Source organism: Paenibacillus xinjiangensis, assembly GCF_059686975.1.
In genome coordinates, this window is sequence record NZ_JCAALS010000031.1 from 42,819 (window position 1) to 64,926 (window position 22,108).

Consider the following 22,108-nt stretch of genomic DNA (forward strand, 5'->3'; position numbering starts at 1 on the left):
CATGAGATTAGATAAATTTCTTAAAGTGTCCCGATTGATCAAGCGGCGTACTGTCGCGAAGGATGTGTCCGAGCAAGGACGCGTCTGGATCAACGGCCGCGAAGCGAAAGCTAGTAGTAGCGTCAAAGTCGGCGACGAGCTTACGATCCAATACGGGCAGAAGAACGTAACCGTTCGAATAGAACGAATTGCCGAAACGACCCGTAAGGATGAAGCCGGTGAGCTGTACACTTTAGTGAGAGAAGAACAGCGCCCTAGAGAGAACGATCTCGAATGGCAATAAAGAATAGCTGTCATGCAGGCTTTGGCCTCGTGTGACAGCTATTTTTTTTCAAGATTTGGTAGATAGGGTAGTAACCCTGAAGGATGTTCTGCCAGGTAGAAATCTATTAGAAAAGTTCTAAAGTTCGTCCCACTCCCATAGGCTAGTTCTAAACGATGCTTTCGAAGTGGATGGAGGAACGAGTCTATGAGTGATGTAAGCAAAGGGCAGAAGCGTCAGGAACTGAAGATGCTGAACCGTAAGCTGCTCGAAATTACTGGCGTATTGAACGTGGAGAGCTTCGACAGCGAGGAGTTCTTACTCGATACGGAGCTTGGCTTTCTGACGATCAAAGGGGAAAATTTGCACATCAAGCATCTCAGCCTAGAGCAGGGCCTTGTTGCTATAGAAGGGCTAGTCCACTCGCTCGCCTATCTGGACGGTAATGCCTCAGCGAAATCCAAAGGCTTGTTCGGGAAGCTGTTCAAGTGACATTAAGCATGCAGTGGCTTACTATGGCGACCATGCTGCTGTCCGGGGTCGGAATGGGAGCTGTATTCGACGGGTATCGGGTGGTCTCCAATGAGATGCGCCTGCCGCGATGGTGGCTGCCCATTCTCGATATGATGTATTGGATGGCAGCAGCGCTTATCGTATTCCGGGTGCTGTACGCAAGCAACAACGGCGAGGTGCGGGCGTACGTGTTCCTAGGATTGCTGATAGGTGTGCTGAGCTATTATTGGCTGTTCAGCAAGCTGGTTATTGAGATAGTGAAATGGATCATTGGGGCCATTAAGACGCTTATTCGAATTATACTAAAATGTCTAGATATTCTGATCGTGAAGCCCATTCTGCTGTTCTACAAATTAGTTAAGGTAATTTTAGGTTTCGGGACTGCGCTCACTATTTTCCTCTTGAAAATTGTGATACAATTGATTCGTCCATTTTGGCTATTGCTGCGGTGGCTGTCGGGACCACTCATTCGCCCATTGTGGCGATGGATTAGTCCCTATGTACAGCGGTGGCGAGTCAAAGAGAGATGGAATCAAGCGTGGTCTTCGATCAAGCTTCTGTGGGGAAAATGGTTCTAGTAAACGCTACTATTCGCTGGATTTAAAGGGGGTACAAGCTCATGACAACTGCTGCAGTTAACAAATCAGCAGTGAATGCCGGATCGAAACGCCGGGTTAAGCTATGGATGATGTTCATTGTTCTATTTATGTGCTGGGCGGCTTATACTTTCCTCGGCCAGCTGAAGCAGCAGGATGCTACGCAGCTAAGACTTGCAACCGTTCAGAAGCAGTTGGAAGAGACAACGCAGCAGACGCAGCAATTACAGCAGCAGATTGATCGACTTAACGATCCGGAATATATTGAACAGCTCGCAACCAAGGACCAAGGCATGGTGAAAAAGGGCGTACAACAGATTCAAGTCATTAAATAGACGCAGGAATCGGGTGAACGTCTGTTGACCTTACTTCAACGGTTCGGTTATAATCACGGTAGTGAGGCTATAGCAAAAATTTTAGGGAGGAACATTTTATTTTATGGCAATAGAAGTGGGCGCTAAGTTAGAAGGAAAAGTGACAGGCATTACGCATTTCGGGGCATTCGTCGACTTGTCGGGAGGTGTCACAGGTCTCGTTCACATTTCGGAAATTGCCGATAACTACGTCAAGGACGTGAAAGATCACCTGAAGATTGAAGACATCGTCAAGGTAAAAGTGATCAACGTTGATAAAGATGGAAAGATCGGACTTTCGATTAAACAGGCAATTGATCGGCCAGAAGGCCAACAACCGCCGCAACGCGAACCACGTCCAAGTAGTGGTGGTGGAGGCGGTGGTGGTGAACGATTCAACCGTGGAGGCGGAGGCGGTAGCTCTGATCGCGGTGGACGTCCCTTCAACAAGCAATCGTCTGGCAGGCCTTCTTTCGGCAAACCTTCATTCGAGGATAAAGTGTCGCGCTTCCTGAAAGATAGTGAAGAACGCATCTCCTCCCTGAAGAAGAATACCGAAGGCAAACGCGGTGGACGCGGAGCTAAACGGGATTAATCCGAATTATATACCATATCTATTGAAGCAGAACCTTCTGGGTTCTGCTTTTTTTGCGTCTCCGCGAAGTTATCCATTATTTTCCTACGCTGGTCTTTGAATCCCGACACGAATAAACCCTCATTCGTCAGCGGGGGCGAACGCGGGTCGACGGTTTTTGTTGAAGCGATCATGCTTCATAAGTCTCGTCAGACCGATCAAGTCCATGCGCAGCAAGCGTTTGCAGGGCTGGCGACAAGGGCTGCGCATGCCATTCTTTTTGTCGGAAAAAACTTTTGGGGCGGCTCTTTAAACTGACAAACTTCATACGGACAACCTCCTATAATGAGTAACACAATACTCTTGGAATGGTGGTGTCGGTAAGTGAATAAGGAAAACGTGGTTATGTTTCCAGGCGGTAGCGGGAAGAGGGCTGGTTGGGTGCAGGGAGTGATGAGCAGAGGTCATGAGTGGGCCATGTCGAGGAGATTCATTCAGCTGTTGCTGGCGAAGAAGTGGACGTTCCTGCTTGTTGCGGTCGGCTTCTTGCTTGGACGAGCGGTTATTCTAGAGTCGTTAATGCCATTCGCTGCAGCCTATTTCGCTGTTCTGTACTTCATGCGCAAGGATGCTTATGCATGGGTGGCCATCTCCTTAATTGCCGGCAGTTGGTTCGCTGTCACGCCTGCCCCCATATGGATTGCTATGGAGATCGCCATATTATTTCTGCTCTTCAAAGGGTTAGAGACCTACGAGAAGGCAGAGCTGTCGACAGCGCCGATCCTAGTATTCGTATCTACGCTGCTTGTCCAGCTGTTCTCGATTATTATAGGGGATTCCTTAGGTTGGTATAACTTCATGATGGTTGTTGTTGAAGCAGCACTCGGATTCGTCCTTACACTCGTCTTCATTCAGGCGATACCGGTACTGACGATGTCGAAGAAGACAGCATCTCTCAAGAATGAAGAGATTATATGCTTAATGATTCTACTCGCCTCCGTCATGACGGGTGCGGTAGGCTGGATCGTCTACGGGATGTCCGTGGAGCATGTCATGTCCCGCTACATGCTGCTCTTGTTCGCTTTAGCGGGAGGCGCTCCGCTTGGAGCTTCAGTAGGTGTCGTAGCTGGACTTATATTAAGTCTCGCCGATCTGAACGCGATCGTTCAGATGAGCCTGCTTGCTTTTGCTGGATTATTGGCTGGTCTGCTGCGGGATGGGGGGAAAATGGCGGTAGCATTCGGCATGCTGCTGGGGACCTCCATCTTAGCTGTCTATGTAGGCAGTCAAGCGGATGTTATGGCGTCGACGTGGGAGTCGGTAACGGCAGCCGTTATGCTTCTATTAACGCCACGGGTCATGATTCGTACGATAGCCCGTTATGTGCCAGGGACGAATGAGCATGCGAAGTCTCAGCATGAATATGCGAAGCGAGTACGCGAGGTGACGGCAGACCGCGTATCGCAATATTCAGAGGTGTTCCGCCAGCTGTCTCGCAGCTTCGGTCAGTTGAATGGCACAGTTACTGCAGTGAAGAAGGAGGATGAGCTTAACAATTTCATGAATGCGGTTGCTGAGCGCAGCTGTGCCAGCTGTCATCGGCAGAAAGTATGCTGGGAAGACAAGTTCTATCAGACTTATAAGGTGATGACGGAGATGATGACGACGGTTGAAGAAGGGAAAGTCCCTTCGGCCAAGGAAACCCCGCGCGCATGGACATCCCACTGCGTGAAGACGGGGCCAGTATTGTCTGTTATGGAGCAGCAGTACGAGCTATACAAGAATGATATGCACTGGAAGAAGCAAATATACGATTCACGTCAATTAGTAGCTGATCAATTATCGGGCGTGTCACAGGTAATGGAGGACCTGGCGAAGGAAATTAAACGAGAGGGGCAGACGCTTCATCTACAAGAGGAGCAAATACGTGAGGCATTGGAGGGGCTTGGACTATCCATTCAGGAAATTGAGGTCATTAATCTAGAGGAGGGTAATGTAGAGATCGAGCTGTACCATCATTTCAGCCGGGGCTATGATGAATGCCGTAAAATTATAGCTCCATTATTATCGGATATTCTTGGCGAGCACGTGGCTGTGAAGTCGGAACGTGCGCCAAGCAAGAATGGGGAGGCGACGCTTGTGGTTTTCGGCTCAGCTAAGGAATATGAAGTGGAGACCGGTATTGCCGGTGCGGCCAAAGGGGGAGATTTGCTGTCTGGCGACAGCTTCAGCATGGTTGAGCTGGGCAACGGAAAGTTTGCTGTCGCTATTAGCGATGGCATGGGCAATGGCGAGCGAGCAAGGCAGGAGAGCAGTGCGGCTCTGTCGATTCTACAGCAGCTGCTTCAATCCGGTATGGATGAGCAGCTAGCGGTGAAGTCTGTTAATTCCATTCTGCTGCTTCGTTCCTCGGATGAGGTTTTTGCAACAGTTGACCTTGCTATTATAGATCTGTATACCGCGAAGACGACGTTCATGAAGATCGGCTCCACGCCAAGCTTTATTAAAAGGGGGAATGAAGTGATTCCAGTGACTGCTAACAATCTGCCGATTGGTATTCTACAGGATATCGACGTCGATATGATCTCGATGCAGCTGCAGCCTGGCGATACGCTCATTATGATGAGCGATGGCATCTATGATGCACCTGGGCATGCAGTGAACAAAGAGATGTGGATGAAGCGAATTATAACTGAGCTGAAGACGCAGGACCCGCAGGAGATGGCAGATGCTCTGCTCGATACTGTCGTTCGTTACCATGAGGGGGCTATTATGGATGATATGACAGTGCTTGTAGCCAAGGTGGACAAGCATTTGCCGGAATGGGCATCGTTCCGCTGGCCAGGTCTTACGCGAATGGAGCGTCCACGTACCGTTAGCTGAGAGATGGGAGGACAATAGGAGCGGAAGGAGGATGAAAGTGGAAGGGGAAGAGCGAGAAAAGGCCCTTTTGCAGTAGTGTGCCGGGTGCACTGCATGCAAAGGGGCCTTTTCTGTATGATTAGCTGTAAGCTATTGCAATATACATAGTACCGATAGGTCTGATCTCTCATTTGTAAGAGCTGGTTCATAGGCTGCTAACTGAAAAGGCACTAGATTCCGAAGTATTGGTATAGCGGCTGGGCCGCGATTCAAAAGGAAAAATATCGTTTATTTAGTAGTCTAGTCGTTTATCCCTCCCAAAAAAGGAAAAGCTGATAGGAAGCGTATAACCTAAAGGAGGGATAAGGATCATGAAACAAATCTTATTGGTGACAGATGGCTGCTCCAACGTTGGCTTAAGTCCTGTGGTTGCAGCTGCACATGCTAAGGCAGAAGGAATTGCAGTTAATGTAGTAGGCGTACTGGATTACGGAGATGTCGGGGAGCTGGGAGCTGCGGAGATTGAGGAGATCGCTAGAGCAGGCGGTGGTCTAAGCCGATTGGTGAATACGCGGCAGTTATCACAGACGGTAATGATGATGACCCGCAAAACAGCGGTACAGACTATTCAGCTTGCCGTACAGAAGGAATTGAAGCAGGTGCTGGGCAATGGCTCGATTGAGGCGCTGCCGCCTGAGAAGCGCGGTGAGGTTGTCCGTGTCATTGATGAGCTCGGAGAGACATCCAGGCTTCAGGTTGCCTTGCTCATTGATGCGAGCGCGAGTATGAAGCCTAAGCTGCGTGCGGTAGAGGAAGCGATTCACGATCTGATGCTGAGTCTGCAAGCGCGGCAGGGGATTAGCGAGATAGCGGTGTTTCATTTTCCAGGGTCGAGGCATGGGGAGGACTGCAAGCTTGATATGAACTGGACGAGTAATCTGACTGGGGCGCGTTCGATATTCCCGAAACTTCAGATGAGCGGGACGACACCTACGGGGCCTGCTATCATGCAGGTCATTGATTTTTATCGCCAGGGGGATTATGGTAAGAAGAGTAGTGATGAAACGGATGGGATGATGAGTGACTACGTCGTTTAAAGTCAGTCTCCGCCGCGGGTCAGTGATAATGGGGAAATGGAAGCAAGGCCGTTATCGTGTGGAGCGCCTTCTTGGAGAAGGGGCTAATGGAAAAGTATATCTTGTCCAAGGAGATCGTGGTTGGTATGCCCTCAAGGTGGGGGCGGATGCCGTTGATCTGCAGTCTGAGATTAATGTGCTTCAAGCGATCGCGAAGCAAGGCGGGACAGGCTCGGAGCCTTATATTTATGATGTTGATGATCTATATGGCGCAGACGGCCGTGAATATCCTTTCTATATTATGCGATATGTGCGGGGAGTAACATTGTCAGGTTATTTGACGCAGAACGGCAAAGAATGGTTTCCGCTCGTCGGCTTGAACTTATTGAATAAGCTGGCCGAGCTACATAACAAGGGTTGGGTTTTCGGTGATTTGAAGGTGGAGAATGTCCTCGTAGCCGATTATGGTTACGTGGAGCTTGTGGATTATGGCGGTGTAACGTCTGTTGGCAAAAGCATACGGCAATTCACGGAGATCTATGATCGCGGCTATTGGAATGCGGGATCACGATCCGCTGATGCCAAATACGATCTATTCTCGTTCGCGGTGCTGTGTATTCAGCTTCATGAGCCGCGCCGTCTGATGCAGCTAACTGCAGGCTTGCCGCAGAATCGCTCGGCTGAGGAGCTGCTGCATATTGTTACAGAAAGCCTCCCGCTGAAGCCAGTGGGGGGCTGGATCAAGCAGGCGCTTGCAGGCGGATTCCAAGATGGAGCCGAAGGGGCAGAGGCTTGGCGCAGGCTAATGCATCGCAAGGACTCGCACCGTCCCTCAGCAACTCCAGGATGGCTGAAGGGGCTTGCGGCAGTGTCGGCCGTTATTCTCGGAATATCGGTATACTGGCTGCTGACAATAGGCTGAAGCATGCACAAGCAAGTGCTCAGTCGTATGGCTGCTTAAGCTAAGATGAACACGTGTAAGTGTGGGTAGAGTAAGGAGATATGAAGAGCATATGGCAATGAAAGAAGACAATGTGCTGCAAGAGATGAAGAAGCTGGCGGCGAATGAACGGCTGTGGACGAAGGGCGACCGAATCGTGGCTGCCGTATCCGGTGGCCCTGACTCGATGGTACTGCTGTACCTACTTAGCGTACTGGCAGCCCGTGGAGAGATGGAAGTAATCGCTGCACATGTGAATCATGGGTTCCGTAAGGAGGCTTCTGCCGATGAGGCGGAGGTCGTTAGACAGTATGCGGAGAAGCTTGGCGTGCCTTTCGAGATGGTCGAGTACGATCTGCCTGCGTATATAGAAGAAACGAAGCTGAATGCCCAGGTGGCAGCGCGTGAGAAGAGATATGCTTTTCTTCATGAAGTAGCAGAGCGTTATCAGGCATCCGCTATCGCACTAGCACATCATGCTGATGATCAGGCGGAGACCGTGCTTATGCGAGTGATACGTGGAGCAGGGTTGTCGGGGATTGCTGGAATGGCTATAAGACGCCGTGAAAAAAACGTGGAACTTATTCGGCCGCTGCTTCGTATGAACAAGTCAGACCTGATAAGCTATTGCGCGGAGCAGGATATTCCTTACTGCTTGGACAGCAGCAATAATGAACGATATTACTTTCGGAATGTCGTTCGGCTTGATGTTCTGCCTTATTTATCTCAATTCAATCCGCAATTGTCGCATTCCCTTGGCAGACTTGCCGATGTGGCCGCTGCAGAGGACGAGTGGATGGAGAGCAGGGTGAAAGAGCTGTTTGCTTCGGTTGTGTCGTTCACCCCTGACGGATGCATGCTCAGCAGCAGTGAATTGTCCAGTCTTCATGTCGCTTTACAAAGGAGATTGATTAAACTAATATTAAATTATCTGTTGAAGGAAGCAGAATTTGCCTCTTTCGAGCATATCGAGACTATGCGTCTCGCCGCTGCTGATGATGCGCAGAGCACTTGGCGCTTCGATGTGGGCTTCGGCATTCGCTGTGTTCGCGAATATGATAAGATGCGTTGGATTCGAATTCATGAGGATGAAGGCAGCATATCCACTACTGGCTATTCGTACAGCATCCCCTTCGGGACGGAGCAGGTACGGGTGGAAGCGGGCGGCTGGTCACTCACTTTCGAGCATGGTTCAGGTGATGACTTTGTGAAGCCGAGCAGCAGACGTGAGATGTGTCTGGATGCACGCCAAATCGTTTTCCCGCTTGTTGTTCGGAATCGGCGTCCAGGTGATCGAATTCAAGTTTTAGGATTAAACGGCTCCAAAAAAGTGCAAGATATGTTCGTTGACGAAAAGCTCCCGCCATCCCAGCGCGAAAGGTATCCGCTCCTATTCGATGCGGAAGGCAGGCTGCTGTGGATTCCAGGGATAAGACGTTCCAGTCACGCAATCGTTGACGCGGATACGACGGACATCCTGTACATTCGCATGGATTGACGAATAAGAAGCACTGTTATACTCATAATTATAAGTAATGATGTAGGGGGATTTTCATTTTGCTTAACGACATTCAAGAAGTGCTGTACGATGCTAGCCAAATACAGGATAAGGTGAAGGAACTCGGCGCAACGCTAAGCCGTGACTTCGAAGGGCGGAATCCGCTCGTTATTTGTGTCCTCAAAGGCGCGTTTATTTTCATGTCCGATCTGGTTAAAGAAATGACAATACCACTTGAAATCGACTTTATGGCGGTTTCGAGCTATGGTCAATCGACCAAGTCATCTGGTGTAGTCAAGATTATTAAAGATCTTGATGCATCGGTGGAAGGACGAGACGTTCTCATTGTTGAGGATATCATCGACAGCGGCCTGACACTTAGCTATTTGATCGACGTATTGGAGCGCCGCAATGCGAAGTCCGTAACTGTGGCAACGCTGTTCGACAAGCCGGCACGCCGCTCTGTAGATCTCGAAGCTGATTATACAGGCATCACATTGCCTGATGAGTTTGTTGTCGGCTACGGTCTTGATTTCGCAGAGAAATACCGCAATTTGCCGTTCATCGGCATTCTGAAGCCGGAAGTATATGAGAAATAGTACCGCTAACGATGGTTTTTCAGCATGTTCTTCTTTCGTCCTTAGGTTCTCTTGAGATGGAAAGTCATGCTATGTTAAAATATTAGAAGCGTCTTGAGAGGAGGTAGGGGATGAATCGGATCATCCGTAATACTGGATTTTATTTGATCATCTTTTTGGTAACTGTTGGGATCATTCAGTTTATCAGTAATTCGAATAATACTACCGTAGGAATACGATACGATGAGCTTCGTAAGGCGATTAGTCAGAACAACGTCGAGGAGCTGACCGTTAAGTACGATGGTTATACTTATTTAATTACTGGTAAATATAAAGCTCCGCCTGCTGGCGCCGAAAGTGAAGAGTTGAAATTTACTTCACGAGTTGGTCTAGAAGCCGGGGAAGCTATTCTTGCTGCTGAAGAGCAGTATCAATTCAAGTTAGATTACAAGCCCATGGATACACCGAGCATTTGGCTCACGTTCCTTACTTCCATCATTCCGTTTGTGATCATATTCGTTCTGTTCTTCTTCTTAATGAATCAGGCACAGGGCGGCGGCGGCAAAGTGATGAACTTTGGGAAAAGCCGGGCAAGATTGTATAACGAGGAGAAGAAGCGCATCACGTTCGAAGATGTGGCGGGTGCCGACGAAGAGAAGCAAGAGCTTATCGAGGTCGTTGACTTCTTGAAGGATCCTCGTAAGTTTAATCTGGTTGGAGCGCGCATCCCGAAAGGTGTTCTGCTCGTTGGTCCTCCAGGTACAGGTAAAACGCTCTTGGCTCGTGCTGTTGCAGGCGAAGCTGGCGTACCTTTCTTCAGCATCTCCGGTTCGGACTTCGTTGAGATGTTCGTCGGTGTCGGTGCATCCCGTGTGCGTGACCTGTTCGAGAATGCGAAGAAGAATGCTCCATGTATCATCTTCATCGATGAGATCGATGCTGTAGGTCGTCAACGTGGCGCTGGACTCGGCGGTGGACATGACGAGCGCGAGCAGACGCTGAATCAGTTGCTCGTAGAGATGGATGGATTCGGCGCGAATGAAGGTATCATTATCGTTGCTGCAACGAACCGTCCTGATATTCTTGATCCTGCACTTCTTCGTCCAGGCCGCTTCGACCGTCAAATTACGGTTGACCGTCCAGATGTGAAAGGCCGTGAGGCAGTACTTAAGGTTCATGCTCGCAACAAACCGCTCGACAAGGACGTTAAGCTTGATGTTATCGCCAAGCGTACGACAGGGTTTACGGGTGCAGATCTAGAGAACTTGCTTAATGAAGCAGCTCTACTCGCAGCACGTCGTAATAAAAAAGACATCGCTATGAGAGAAGTGGATGAAGCGATCGATCGTGTCATCGTTGGTACGGAGAAGAAGAGCCGTGTCATCAGCGATCGTGAGAAGCGGATTGTTGCCTATCACGAAGCAGGCCATACGATTGTTGGGTTCTTCCTCGAGCATGCGGACACTGTGCACAAAGTAACGATTATACCGCGTGGACGCGCTGGCGGATACGTTATTATGCTGCCAAAAGAAGATCGCATGCTTGTTACGAAGAACGAGCTTCTTGATAAAGTGACTGGACTACTTGGTGGCCGCGTAGCAGAAGAACTGTTCATCGGTGAGATTGGTACCGGCGCATACAGCGACTTCAAGCAAGCGACACAAATTGTACGCAGCATGATCATGGAATACGGAATGAGCGACAAGCTTGGACCGATGCAGTTCGGCAACTCTCAAGGTCAAGTATTCCTTGGAAGAGACATTGGTCATGAGCAGAACTATTCCGATGCGATCGCCTATGAGATCGATCAGGAAATGCAGACAATCATGAACGAATGTTATGCTCGTGCGAAGAAGCTTCTAACAGAGAAAAGCAAAGAAATGCATATCATTGCACAAACCTTGCTCTCTGAAGAAACGCTTGAGCTCGAACAAATCAAAAACCTTATCGAGACAGGTTCGCTTACTGGCAATCCAGATGATAGTGCCAATGTATCGGTGGAGCCAACATCAGCAGAACCAATTATCGATTCCATTGGTGAAGTGAAGGTTCGTATTCAATCCCGTGAAGCAGGAGACATTACCCTTCCTAATCTGGATAAAGGTAATTCGAATGATGAAGAGGATCCGAATAAAGGATCGTAACAATTGAGCAGCTATTCTAACTTCTTGCCTTAGGCGGCAAGCGCTAGAATAGCTGTTTTTTCTCTTTATTAATGTTCGGATTTAGCCTATAATACGTAGTGGTAGATATAGCTATTTGTCGCGTAAAATAAGGTTAATGTAAGGTATGAATCGCGGTATTTAGCACAAATGTTACATAGTTGCAGGGGGCTGCTGTGAACAGAATTTCTATGTTAGGATAACTAACACAAAATGATTGACGTTTATTTTTTTGTAACTATAATAGAGAGAATAGTGGCAGAGGACAACAAGAATAATAAACGTAATCAGTGCCCACCAATACAAAAAGCAGGGGAGAGAACAGACAATGAAAAAACATTTCGGGATTATGCTTATGGTTGTTCTTACATTGACATTAGTACTGTCAGCATGTGGCGGCAACAAAGAAAATAACACAAACACAGGTAGCACGAATACACCAACTGCAGCACCTGAAGGTACCGAAGCTCCAGCTGAAACAGCTAAGCTTCGTGTAGGTATGGTAACAGATGTTGGCGGCGTTAACGATAAATCATTCAACCAAAGCGCTTGGGATGGCTTGAAAAAAATCACAACGGACACAGGTTCCGAAACGAAATACCTCGAAAGTAAAGGCGACGCTGATATGGAGCCGAACCTGAAAGCTTTCGTATCTGAGAAATATGATCTGGTATGGGGTATTGGTTTCTTGTTCAACGATGCAATGGCGAAGGTCGCTGCTGAGAATCCAGACACGAAATTCGCTCTGATCGACAGCGAAGTTGCTTCTCCTAACGTTACATCCGTAACATTCGCTGAGCATGAAGGTTCTTACCTGGTAGGTGTTGTTGCTGGTATGATGACGAAGACAAACAACATCGGCTTCGTAGGCGGTATGGAAATTCCGGTTATTAAGAAATTCGAAGCAGGCTTCAAAGCTGGCGTTGCCGCTGTGAACCCTGAAGCGAAGGTTGTTGTGAACTACACAGGCGACTTCGGTAAGCCTGACCTTGGTAAAGCGGCTGCTGCTACATTGTACAATGGCGGCGCTGATATTATCTTCCACGCTGCTGGTGCTTCTGGTAACGGTGTATTCAACGAAGCTAAAGCTCGCAAAAAAGAAGGTAAAGACGTATGGGTAATCGGCGTAGATAAAGACCAATCGCTTGAGTTCGGCGATGACATTACTCTGACGTCCATGATGAAAGGCGTAGAAGCTGCTGTATACAAAGTAACGAATGATCTGATCAACGGTACATGGGAAGGCGGCAAAACAATCGCCCTTGGCCTGAAAGATGATGCAGTAGGTCTTCCGTCAACTTCTGAGAAGAACGTTACACCTGACGTGCTTGCAAAAGTTGAAGAGTACAAACAAAAAATCATCAGCGGCGATATTGTAGTGCCGACCGAATAACATTCGGATTGAGGATTGTTTTGTCGATGTGTCCGACAAGACCGGCTTCGGGCCGGTCTTGTCCTTTTTTTGAAATATAGGAAAGTATATCCTTTCGCTATCCTTTCTCTATATTTCTCGGAATGAAATGGGCTGGGCCGCCACAAGGCGGTGACAGTGCATTTCACCTTGCCATATAGGGTAGAAAACCGGGGAGATGATGACGAATGGACCGGAGCACAGCGGCTGTCGAACTAAAGGGAATTACGAAACGTTTTCCAGGGTTAGTAGCCAACGATTCCATTGATTTTGTATTGAAAAAAGGCGAAATTCATGCGCTGCTTGGCGAGAATGGCGCGGGTAAATCTACATTGATGAATATCTTATTTGGTCTATACCAGCCTGATGAAGGTGAAATATGGGTTAACGGCAGCAAAACCGTCATTGAAGGGGCGGGCAAGGCAATTGAGTTAGGTATTGGCATGGTGCATCAGCACTTTAAGCTCGTACAGCCGTTCACTGTAGCGGAGAATATCGTTCTAGGTAATGAGCCCAAAAAATGGGGACTATTCGTTAATTACAAACAAGCGAATGAAAAAGTTCGGGCTATATCCGAACGCTATGCATTGAAAGTAGATCCGCAGGTGCGGATTAAAGATATTACGGTTGGCATGCAGCAGAGGGTTGAGATTCTGAAGACCTTGTACCGCGGAGCGGACATTCTGATCTTCGATGAGCCTACTGCCGTATTGACGGTACAGGAAATTGAGGAGCTTATCGGCATTCTGCGCAGTCTGGCTGCTGAGGGGAAATCGATTATTCTGATTACCCACAAGCTGAAGGAAGTTATGGCGCTGGCTGATTCGGTAACCGTTATTCGCAGAGGTAAGGTTGTTAAGACGGTCACGACCAAAGAGACGAATGAGCGTCAGCTTGCCGAGCTCATGGTAGGCAGAGATGTTAATTTCACGGTACAGAAAGAAAAGAACAAGCCGGGGGAAGTCGTGCTGTCTGTTCAATCCTTGATGATGAAGGATGGAGAGAAGAAGCAGGTGCTCAGTGGCATGGGCTTTGAAGTTCGCAAAGGCGAGATTCTTGGCATTGCTGGCGTTGATGGCAATGGTCAGAGTGAGCTTGTACAGGCGATTACGGGGATGCGTTCGATTAGCGGCGGAACCGTTAAGCTTAATAGCAAGGATATTACGAATGGCTCTCCTCGCCAGGTATCGCGTGCTGGAGTGAGCCATATTCCCGAGGATCGTCACAAGCACGGTCTAGTGCTCGATTTCACGCTTAGTGAGAATATGATTCTTGGTAATTATTTCGATCCACAATTCGGACGTAATGGATTTATTGATTATAAAGCGATGGACAAGCTGGCAGATGAACTGGTAGAGGAGTTCGATGTGCGCGCTTCCGGCATTCATGCCAAAGCAAGATCCTTGTCCGGAGGTAACCAGCAGAAGGCGATTATTGCCCGGGAATTATGGAAGGACCCTGATCTGTTGATTGCCGTACAGCCTACTAGGGGACTTGATATTGGGGCAATTGAATATGTCCACAAAAGACTCGTAGAAGCACGCAATGCGGGTAAAGCGATACTGCTCGTATCCTTCGAATTGGATGAGCTGTATTCCCTGTCCGATCGAATTGCGGTCATGTACGAAGGCAGGCTTATGGGCGAGGTTGATGCAGATAACCGCGACGATCAGCAGCTGGGGCTTATGATGGCGGGCAATACGGATGCGGGAGGGAAATAGCTTTTATGGGAAAATCAAAAAACGTATTCGATAAGCTGTTTAATGTGCAATCTGTTCTTGTACCTCTCGTGGCGATCGTTCTAGGCTTGTTATGCGGAGCGATTGCTATGTGGGCAGGGGGTTATCATCCATTCTTGGCGTACACTTCCCTGGTTAAGAAGCTGTTCGGCAGTCCGTATGATATTGGGGAAGCCATTCGTGCTATTACACCTCTGATTTTCACAGGACTAGCTGTTGCATTCGCATTCCGTACCGGTCTGTTCAATATCGGTGCAGAAGGACAATTCATGATGGGGATGACCGGTGCGACGCTTGTCGGGGTATCTCTAGATTTGCCTTGGTTCATTCATGCTCCTCTTGCTATTCTTGTGGGTGGCTTGTTCGGGGGGATATGGGCAGGAATTGCAGGTTATCTGAAGGCAACCCGAGGGGTAAATGAAGTTATCTCCTCTATCATGCTGAACTGGATAGCGTTGTTCTTCTCCAACTACATCATTGCTACATTCCTGGTCATCAAAGGCCAACAGAAATCGGAGAATGTAAGCCCTTCGGCTTCCATGGCAATCAAATGGCTGTCTGAGGAGATGGGCAATGCCCGTATGCACTGGGGCACCTTGTTCGCTATTATTGGTGTTGTTGTGTTCTACATTATTCTATGGAGAACGAAGCAAGGCTACGAGCTGCGAGCAGTTGGACTTAATCCAGACGCTGCCTTATATGCAGGCATGAACGTGAATCGTACCATTGTTAAGTCAATGTTCATAAGTGGTGTGTTCGCTGGGCTCGGCGGCACCTTCGAAATACTTGGCGTATTCGGCTATCAGACGGTAATGGCTTCTTCATGGGGCTATGGCTTCGATGGTATAGCGGTTGCTCTCCTTGGAGGCAATACACCGATTGGCGTATTACTCGGCGCTATCCTGTTCGGCGGTTTGAGCTACGGCTCGGCAGGTATGAGCTTCGGAGCTAACGTGCCTACAGAGATCGTCCGCATCGTTATCGGTTGTATCATCTTCTTCATCGCTTCTCACGGAATCGTTCGGTTCTTCTTGAAGCCATTCTTAAATCGCCGCGCGGAAAAACGGAAGGAGGCAGCTTAAGATGAACGTGCTTGAAGTATTGGGTCAGTTAGTCAATATTACGCTCGTCTTCTCAACGGCGCTAATCTTCACTGCGTTAGGCGGCCTCTTCTCGGAACGGTCCGGTGTAGTGAACATTGGCCTAGAAGGACTTATGATATCAGGGGCATTCGCTGCTGCTGTCGTTACGGATTATGCTACACAAGCAGGACTGGTCGAATCAGCTCCTTGGATAGGCTTTTTCGCCGCCATGCTGTACGGGGTAATCTTCTCCCTGCTGCATGCGGTAGCGACGATTACATTCCGTGCGGATCAGACCATCGTCGGTGTTGTTATTAACATACTGGCACTAGGTTTAGCGATCTACTTGACCAAGAGTTTATATGAAGGCTCAGGTCAGACACCAACACTAGAGAATGTCTTTCCTAAGCTTCATATTCCTTGGCTGTCGGACATTCCATTCCTCGGTGAAGGCTTCTTCACTGCTTACCCTTCTACGTACATCGTCATTGGACTGGTTATCATCAGCTACATTGTCCTGTACAAAACCACATTCGGGCTTCGCCTTCGTTCAGTAGGTGAATATCCTGGATCTGCAGATACGGTTGGGATTAGCGTGAAGAAGTACCGCTATATCGGCGTTATGATTAGCGGTGCGCTTGCTGGACTCGGTGGTGCTACGATTACGCTTACGACAACAAGCAACTTTGCACATAATACGATCTCAGGTCAGGGCTTTATCGCGATTGCTGCTGTTATATTCGGGAAGTGGAATCCGCTTGGTATTGCGGGAGCTGCTATATTCTTCGGCTTCGCTCAAGCGCTTCGGAATTTCGCGCAGCTCTTCGAGTGGTCGCAGCAAATTCCTAATGAAGTATTCTACATGCTTCCATACGTGCTTACCCTACTCGTGCTTGCAGGCGCGGTAGGACGCTCTGCCGCACCAGGTGCGCTGGGCGAGCCCTATGATCCTGCGAAGCGTTAGATAAGCTATATAATAAAGAAGTCTTCTTCTATAGACCGGAGCGATAAAGCTTCTAGTCAAGGAAGGAGACTTTTTTTTCTGAACAATAGAAACAGGGCTGTGACCTCCACATGCAGCAAGAGGTTTGGGACATTCTCAAAAAAAAGTTACAGGGAAACCCGTGAATAGACCATAACGCATTGACAGCGTCTTCTGCCTGGAGTAAATTAAACCTTAACAAATGAATTATACCTATTGGTCAAACTATAGAGGCAAACGACTTGATAAGATTGTGCATCAATTCACAAAGTCGGGCCTGATACGGAATGGGAATGAACCCCCATCCCTCATAAGAGGAGAGGATCTATTGTGGAAGCACTGGCACTGGAACGCAAAGCGGAACAGAACCGTGAGCTGCGTGAACGGCTAATGCAATTAAAGAAAGAACGTAACGCCATCATTCTAGCACACTATTATCAAAGAGACGAAATACAAGAGGTTGCGGATTTCCGTGGAGATTCCTTCCTGCTCGCACAGAAGGCAGCGGAGACGGATGCTGATGTTATCGTTTTTTGTGGCGTACATTTCATGGGCGAAAGCGCCAAAATCCTTGCTCCTAACAAAACCGTCATTATTCCTGACGAGCGCGCTGGCTGTCCAATGGCTGACATGGTTAATGTTGATGGCTTGCGCAAGCTTAAGGCGCAGCATCCCAACGCGACCGTTGTTACGTATATCAACTCCTCTGCAGAGATCAAGGCAGAGACAGATATTTGCTGTACTTCAGCGAATGCAGTCAAAGTTGTTAATTCGGTAGAAGGCGATGAAGTAATCTGGGTACCAGACAAAAACTTAGGCCACTACGTACAGCAGAATACCGATAAGAAGATGATCATCTGGGAAGGTTATTGCAACACTCATGACATGCTGACGGTTAAAGACGTAGAAGAGATGAAAGCGAAATACCCTAATGCGGAGTTTGTCGTTCATCCAGAATGCCGTCCAGAGGTCGTTGAGCTCGGAGACTTCGTTGGAAGCACAACTGCCATTCTCAAATATTGTAAAGAATCGGACGCCAAAGAGTTTATCGTTGGAACAGAAGATGGAACAGGCTATCAGCTGCGACTGGACAGCCCGGACAAAACCTTCCATTTTGCATCGAAATATCTGGTTTGTCCGAATATGAAAGTGAACAACCTGAAGAAGCTGGTGAAATGCCTCGAAACGATGCAGCCACAAATTTATGTTCCGGAGCAAGTTGCGGAGCAAGCCCGTTTGTCCTTGGAGCGTATGTTACTCGTGAAGTAGGAGGAGCATGCGCTACTCCTATGCCTGGAGGCGCCGATATTCATGATTCCTAGATACCTTGTAGATATATCTCTGAAGGATTTGCCAGTAATCGATAAAGACGTTATCGTGATCGGGGCCGGCATTGCCGGTCTTTTTACCGCATTAAGGGTTAGCGACGACGATAATTCGGTGCTTATGATTACGAAGAAGTCGCTGCTCGACAGCAATACTCGCTATGCTCAGGGCGGTATAGCAGCCGTTATCTCTGATGATGATTCCCCTGCCTATCACCGTGAGGATACCTTGATCGCTGGTGCTGGGCTATGTTCCGTTGAGGCGGTAGATGCATTGGTGCATGAGGGTCCGACAGGTGTTAATCATCTGATTAACATGGGTACTAGGTTCGATCTTGAGAACGGAGAGTTTGCCTTAACGAAGGAAGGAGCACATAGTCAGCGCAGAATTCTGCACGCTAATGGTGATGCTACCGGCTATGAGATTGTGCGCGCCTTATCGGAGAAAGCGATCGCTGATCCTAAGATTGAGGTGTGGGATGATCATTTCGTTATCGATCTAGTTACACAAGATGGAGAATGCTGCGGGGTAGTCGTACAGAAGCCGGATGGACAACGATTGTATATTCGTGGGAAAGCGACAATTCTATGCTCCGGCGGAGCTGGACAGCTCTACCGTTATACGACTAATCCTGATGTAGCTACCGGCGATGGCATCGCTATGGCTTACAGGGCTGGAGCTTACATACAGGACGCGGAGTTCATCCAATTCCATCCAACCTCCCTCTGTTATCCTGGCGCGCCGCGGTTCCTTATATCGGAGGCGGTTCGTGGCGAAGGAGCGATACTGCGCAACATCAAAGGGGAAAGATTCATGGATCGTTATCATGAACAGCTGGAGCTGGCCCCTCGGGATGTTGTTGCGCGCGCCATTATTAGCGAGATGGAAGAAACCAGATCGACATTCGTCTATATTGACGTGACCCACGAATCTCCGGAGATGGTCAAGCACCGTTTCCCTAATATATATGAATTCTGTCTGCAATATGGACTAGATCTAACAACGGACTGGATTCCAGTAGCTCCGGCGGCCCATTATATGATGGGTGGAGTTAAAACCGATTTAAACGGGGAAACCAATATACGTAGGCTGTATGCATGTGGAGAAGTATCTTCGACAGGCGTTCACGGCGCTAACCGTCTAGCCAGCAATTCCTTGTCTGAAGCTATCGTGTTCGGCAAGCGTATTGTGGATAGCATTAGCAAGCTTGCTCCGCTGGAGACTCAGCCAATTATTCATAATGAAGAAGAGCGCAGCAGCCTCCCTATGCAAGCAGTTGTGGAGAAGCGTCTGAAGCTGCAAAAGATTATGGTTAGGTATGTAGGCTTGCGCCGCGACGAAAAAGGGTTGGAAAAAGGTCTTGAAGAGCTGAAGCGTCAATTATCCATCTTCCAATCCGTGCTAACGAAACGGGAAGAATATGAATTCGCCAATCTGCTCACTTGCGCAATAGTGACGACTGAATCAGCGCTGCAGCGCGAGGAAAGCCGCGGTGCTCATTATCGCGAAGACTTCCCAGACCGGGATGATGCAGTATGGCAGAAGCATACCGTGCTTCACCGTTTACATGGGATGACAGAGGAGCGAATAATTCATGTTTGAGACGACGTTCAGCGGATACAATGATGCCCTGCGGCAGCAGATTCGCAGCTGGCTGGCTGAGGATATCGGCAGTGGAGATATAACAACAGCAACAACGATTCCTGCAGGATCGCATTCCAAAGCAGTGATACATGTGAAGGAGAACGGCATCATTGCAGGCATTCCGGTTGCTAAGCTTGTATTCGAGGTTGTAGATCCGACGCTGGTCTTTGATGCGAAGGTACAAGATGGTGAGCAAGTAGAGAAGGGCACCGTGCTTGCTGTTGTCCAAGGCAGCACACACAGTCTATTAACTGGCGAACGTCTGGCACTCAATCTCATGCAGCGCTTGTCCGGTATTGCGACGAAGACGAATGCTTTTGTCACAGCGCTGCAAGGATTGCCTGTTCGGCTTGTAGATACGCGCAAAACAACACCGGGGCATCGTCAACTGGAGAAATACGCGGTTCGCGTAGGTGGTGGAGCCAATCACCGATTCGGTCTCTATGATGCCGTGATGATCAAAGATAATCATATTAAAGGGGCAGGCGGCATTCGTGAAGCTGTGGAAGCCGCACGTGCAGCTATTCCTCATACGATGAAGATTGAAGTAGAGGCGGAGTCGCTTGGCCAGGTGGAAGAGGCGTTGAACTGCGGTGCTGACATCATTATGCTCGATAACATGAAGGCTCCTCTCATGACGGAGGCTGTAGCTCTTATTAAAGGCCGTTCTCCGCATGTTATAGTGGAAGCATCGGGCGGCGTATCCCTTGAGACTATTCACTCCATCGCTGTATGCGGTGTGGATGTGATATCGGTAGGCGCTCTGACGTATTCTTTCCACGCGCTTGATATCAGTCTGGATCTGAATGAGAAAAAAGGAGGCGCCACGCTGTGATTCTAGTTATTGACGTCGGCAACACGAACATCGTACTTGGCGTCTATAAGCATAAGAGCCTGCTCCATCACTGGCGGCTTAGCACGAACCGCTCCGCTACAGTGGACGAATATGGCATGAATATTCACAATCTATTCCATTATGCAGGCATTAAGCTGGATCAAATGGATGGCGTTATTATTTCATCCGTCGTGCCGCCGCTGATGCGGACGCTCGAGGAGCTGTGCAAGAAGTATTTGCGCAAAACGCCTCTCGTTGTTGGACCAGGCATCAAGACTGGTCTGAATATACGTTATGAGAATCCGCGTGAGGTTGGGGCGGATCGTATTGTGAATTCGGTAGCCGGAATTGAGAAGTATGGAGCTCCGCTAATCGTGGTAGACTTCGGAACAGCTACAACCTTCGATTATATTGATGCTTCCGGCAGCTATCTTGGCGGTGCCATCGTGCCGGGTATTGGCATATCGACAGAGGCCTTGTATCAGCGTGCGGCTAAGCTGCCGCGAATTGAGCTGGTTAGACCGCGCAGCGTAATTGGCCGGAATCCGGTGACGTCTATGCAGGCAGGCATTATTTTTGGCTATGCAGGACAAGTCGATGGTATTGTCAAACGTATTCGCAGCGAGTTCCAAGTGTCACCTAGAGTAATTGCAACAGGCGGTCTTGCGGAGTTAATTAGTGCAGAATCGGAAACGATAGAATTAGTCGACCCTCTTCTGACTCTGGAGGGGTTACGAATCATATATGAACGGAATCAGGAGGGATCATAGTGGAGCGAACACAAGATATTCTAGTCAGAGGTACGGCATGGGGTGGTAAAATTCGCGTATTCGCAGCCTGTACAACACAGCTTGTATCGGAGCTGCAGCGTCGTCATCAGACATTGCCTACAGCTACTGCTGCCTTAGGACGTACAGCGACAGCAGGAGCTATTATGGGAGCCATGCTGAAGGGTGAAGAGAAGCTGACGGTTCAAGTAAAAGGCGACGGACCGGTCGGACAAGTTGTTGTTGACACTAATGCATACGGGGAAGTGCGCGGGTATGTAGATAACCCTGAAGTGCTGCTGCCAAGCAATGAGCATGGCAAGCTTGACGTTGCTGGTGCTGTTGGGCGGACAGGCTATCTCCATGTGATCAAAGATCTCGGCCTCAAAGAGCCTTATCGCGGGAGCGTTCCTATTGTGTCTGGAGAGCTGGGTGAGGATTTCACTTATTACTTCGCAGTATCCGAACAGACGCCATCTGCCGTAGGTCTTGGAGTTCTCGTAGATGTTGACGGATGCGTTATCCATTCCGGAGGCTTCATTGTACAGCTAATGCCAGGCCTGACGGATGAGGAGATTACTCGCTTGGAGCAGGCTGTTGGCTCGATGCCGCATGTGACGGCCCTTCTGGATCAAGGTGAGACGCCTGAAGGTATTCTTCGTAGAATCGTTGGAGACGATCTGCAGATCCACGATACGATGGAGTTGAAATTTCAATGCAAATGCTCCGAAGAACGAGTGGCACAGACACTGATCAGCTTAGGAGAATCGGAATTACAGCAAATCATTGAGGATGACGGAAAAGCGGAAGTCGTTTGCCATTTCTGCAACGAAGCGTATACTTTTGACCGCGACCAGCTGGAGAAGCTGCTCGACCAAGCCAAACCGAAGCCGATCCAATAGGCGGGG

Annotated in this window: 21 protein-coding genes and 1 pseudogene; 20 read left to right on the forward strand and 2 right to left on the reverse strand. The window is 48.8% G+C overall.

The genetic code is table 11. The features are described from left to right. Nucleotide 1: 1 nt before the first annotated feature. The 5 genes from AC6ESP_RS24690 to AC6ESP_RS24710 all read left to right on the forward strand — a co-directional run bounded on the left by AC6ESP_RS24690 (nucleotide 2) and on the right by AC6ESP_RS24710 (nucleotide 2,319). A complete protein-coding gene (locus AC6ESP_RS24690) occupies nucleotides 2–283 on the forward strand; it encodes an RNA-binding S4 domain-containing protein (protein ID WP_497099391.1) in 282 nt (93 codons plus the stop codon). Nucleotides 284–469: 186 nt separating this feature from the next. Further along, complete coding sequence (yabP, locus tag AC6ESP_RS24695) at nucleotides 470–754, forward strand: sporulation protein YabP (RefSeq protein ID WP_497099392.1); 285 nt, start codon at nucleotides 470–472, stop codon at nucleotides 752–754. Beyond that, nucleotides 751–1,353, forward strand: coding sequence for a spore cortex biosynthesis protein YabQ (yabQ, locus tag AC6ESP_RS24700; protein WP_497099393.1), 603 nt, complete (start codon nucleotides 751–753; stop codon nucleotides 1,351–1,353). Before yabP ends, yabQ begins: the two co-directional genes overlap by 4 nt. Before the next feature lie 41 nt (nucleotides 1,354–1,394). Continuing rightward, entirely contained in the window at nucleotides 1,395–1,706 is a 312-nt protein-coding gene (locus AC6ESP_RS24705; protein WP_497099394.1) for a septum formation initiator family protein, read from the forward strand. Nucleotides 1,707–1,809: 103 nt separating this feature from the next. Next, on the forward strand, nucleotides 1,810–2,319 hold the full coding sequence (locus AC6ESP_RS24710) for a S1 domain-containing RNA-binding protein (RefSeq protein ID WP_497099395.1): 510 nt from the start codon (nucleotides 1,810–1,812) through the stop codon (nucleotides 2,317–2,319). 169 nt (nucleotides 2,320–2,488) lie between these two features. On the opposite strand, the gene AC6ESP_RS24715 is transcribed toward AC6ESP_RS24710, so the two are convergent. Beyond that, entirely contained in the window at nucleotides 2,489–2,626 is a 138-nt protein-coding gene (locus AC6ESP_RS24715) for a hypothetical protein (protein ID WP_497099396.1), read from the reverse strand. A gap of 56 nt (nucleotides 2,627–2,682) precedes the next feature. Between AC6ESP_RS24715 and spoIIE the strand changes: the two genes are divergently transcribed. The 10 genes from spoIIE (at nucleotide 2,683) to AC6ESP_RS24765 (ending at nucleotide 16,610) form a co-directional block, all read left to right on the forward strand. Next, nucleotides 2,683–5,181 (forward strand): stage II sporulation protein E, encoded by a 2,499-nt coding sequence (gene spoIIE, locus AC6ESP_RS24720; protein ID WP_497099397.1) that lies wholly within the window; start codon nucleotides 2,683–2,685, stop codon nucleotides 5,179–5,181. Nucleotides 5,182–5,531: 350 nt separating this feature from the next. Continuing rightward, on the forward strand, nucleotides 5,532–6,257 hold the full coding sequence (locus tag AC6ESP_RS24725) for a vWA domain-containing protein (RefSeq protein ID WP_497099398.1): 726 nt from the start codon (nucleotides 5,532–5,534) through the stop codon (nucleotides 6,255–6,257). A 28-nt stretch (nucleotides 6,258–6,285) separates the two neighbouring features. After that, nucleotides 6,286–7,158: a serine/threonine protein kinase gene (locus AC6ESP_RS24730; protein WP_497099399.1), complete on the forward strand. Its 873-nt coding sequence runs from the start codon at nucleotides 6,286–6,288 to the stop codon at nucleotides 7,156–7,158. A 91-nt stretch (nucleotides 7,159–7,249) separates the two neighbouring features. Next, nucleotides 7,250–8,674 carry a tRNA lysidine(34) synthetase TilS gene (gene tilS, locus AC6ESP_RS24735; RefSeq protein WP_497099400.1) on the forward strand — a complete coding sequence of 475 codons (1,425 nt, stop codon included), beginning with the start codon at nucleotides 7,250–7,252 and terminating at the stop codon, nucleotides 8,672–8,674. A gap of 59 nt (nucleotides 8,675–8,733) precedes the next feature. Then, on the forward strand, nucleotides 8,734–9,273 hold the full coding sequence (gene hpt, locus AC6ESP_RS24740; protein WP_497099401.1) for a hypoxanthine phosphoribosyltransferase: 540 nt from the start codon (nucleotides 8,734–8,736) through the stop codon (nucleotides 9,271–9,273). A gap of 110 nt (nucleotides 9,274–9,383) precedes the next feature. Continuing rightward, on the forward strand, nucleotides 9,384–11,396 hold the full coding sequence (gene ftsH / locus AC6ESP_RS24745) for an ATP-dependent zinc metalloprotease FtsH (RefSeq protein ID WP_497099402.1): 2,013 nt from the start codon (nucleotides 9,384–9,386) through the stop codon (nucleotides 11,394–11,396). A 346-nt stretch (nucleotides 11,397–11,742) separates the two neighbouring features. Continuing rightward, entirely contained in the window at nucleotides 11,743–12,807 is a 1,065-nt protein-coding gene (locus tag AC6ESP_RS24750; protein ID WP_497099403.1) for a BMP family lipoprotein, read from the forward strand. A gap of 206 nt (nucleotides 12,808–13,013) precedes the next feature. Then, nucleotides 13,014–14,546 (forward strand): ABC transporter ATP-binding protein, encoded by a 1,533-nt coding sequence (locus tag AC6ESP_RS24755; RefSeq protein ID WP_497099404.1) that lies wholly within the window; start codon nucleotides 13,014–13,016, stop codon nucleotides 14,544–14,546. A 5-nt stretch (nucleotides 14,547–14,551) separates the two neighbouring features. Further along, nucleotides 14,552–15,646, forward strand: coding sequence for an ABC transporter permease (locus tag AC6ESP_RS24760; RefSeq protein ID WP_497099405.1), 1,095 nt, complete (start codon nucleotides 14,552–14,554; stop codon nucleotides 15,644–15,646). Nucleotide 15,647: 1 nt separating this feature from the next. After that, the gene (locus AC6ESP_RS24765; RefSeq protein WP_497099406.1) at nucleotides 15,648–16,610 is read left to right on the forward strand and encodes an ABC transporter permease; all 963 of its coding nucleotides are present in this window, start codon (nucleotides 15,648–15,650) and stop codon (nucleotides 16,608–16,610) included. 281 nt (nucleotides 16,611–16,891) lie between these two features. On the opposite strand, the pseudogene AC6ESP_RS24770 reads toward AC6ESP_RS24765, so the two are convergent. Continuing rightward, a pseudogene (locus AC6ESP_RS24770) lies at nucleotides 16,892–16,936 on the reverse strand (hypothetical protein); the annotation flags it as partial. Between the two features lie 22 nt (nucleotides 16,937–16,958). Here AC6ESP_RS24770 and nadA point away from each other — a divergent pair. Genes nadA through hslO form a run of 5 tightly spaced genes read left to right on the forward strand, consistent with a single transcriptional unit; the run spans nucleotide 16,959 to nucleotide 22,102 of the window. After that, nucleotides 16,959–17,897, forward strand: coding sequence for a quinolinate synthase NadA (gene nadA / locus AC6ESP_RS24775; protein WP_497099407.1), 939 nt, complete (start codon nucleotides 16,959–16,961; stop codon nucleotides 17,895–17,897). A gap of 42 nt (nucleotides 17,898–17,939) precedes the next feature. Continuing rightward, nucleotides 17,940–19,556: an L-aspartate oxidase gene (nadB, locus tag AC6ESP_RS24780; RefSeq protein ID WP_497099408.1), complete on the forward strand. Its 1,617-nt coding sequence runs from the start codon at nucleotides 17,940–17,942 to the stop codon at nucleotides 19,554–19,556. Further along, nucleotides 19,549–20,433 carry a carboxylating nicotinate-nucleotide diphosphorylase gene (nadC, locus tag AC6ESP_RS24785; RefSeq protein ID WP_497099409.1) on the forward strand — a complete coding sequence of 295 codons (885 nt, stop codon included), beginning with the start codon at nucleotides 19,549–19,551 and terminating at the stop codon, nucleotides 20,431–20,433. The genes nadB and nadC overlap by 8 nt, the downstream gene beginning before the upstream one ends. After that, nucleotides 20,430–21,203, forward strand: a complete 774-nt coding sequence (locus AC6ESP_RS24790) for a type III pantothenate kinase (RefSeq protein WP_497099410.1) — start codon at nucleotides 20,430–20,432, stop codon at nucleotides 21,201–21,203. Before nadC ends, AC6ESP_RS24790 begins: the two co-directional genes overlap by 4 nt. After that, nucleotides 21,203–22,102, forward strand: a complete 900-nt coding sequence (hslO, locus tag AC6ESP_RS24795) for an Hsp33 family molecular chaperone HslO (RefSeq protein ID WP_497099411.1) — start codon at nucleotides 21,203–21,205, stop codon at nucleotides 22,100–22,102. Before AC6ESP_RS24790 ends, hslO begins: the two co-directional genes overlap by 1 nt. Nucleotides 22,103–22,108 lie beyond the last annotated feature (6 nt).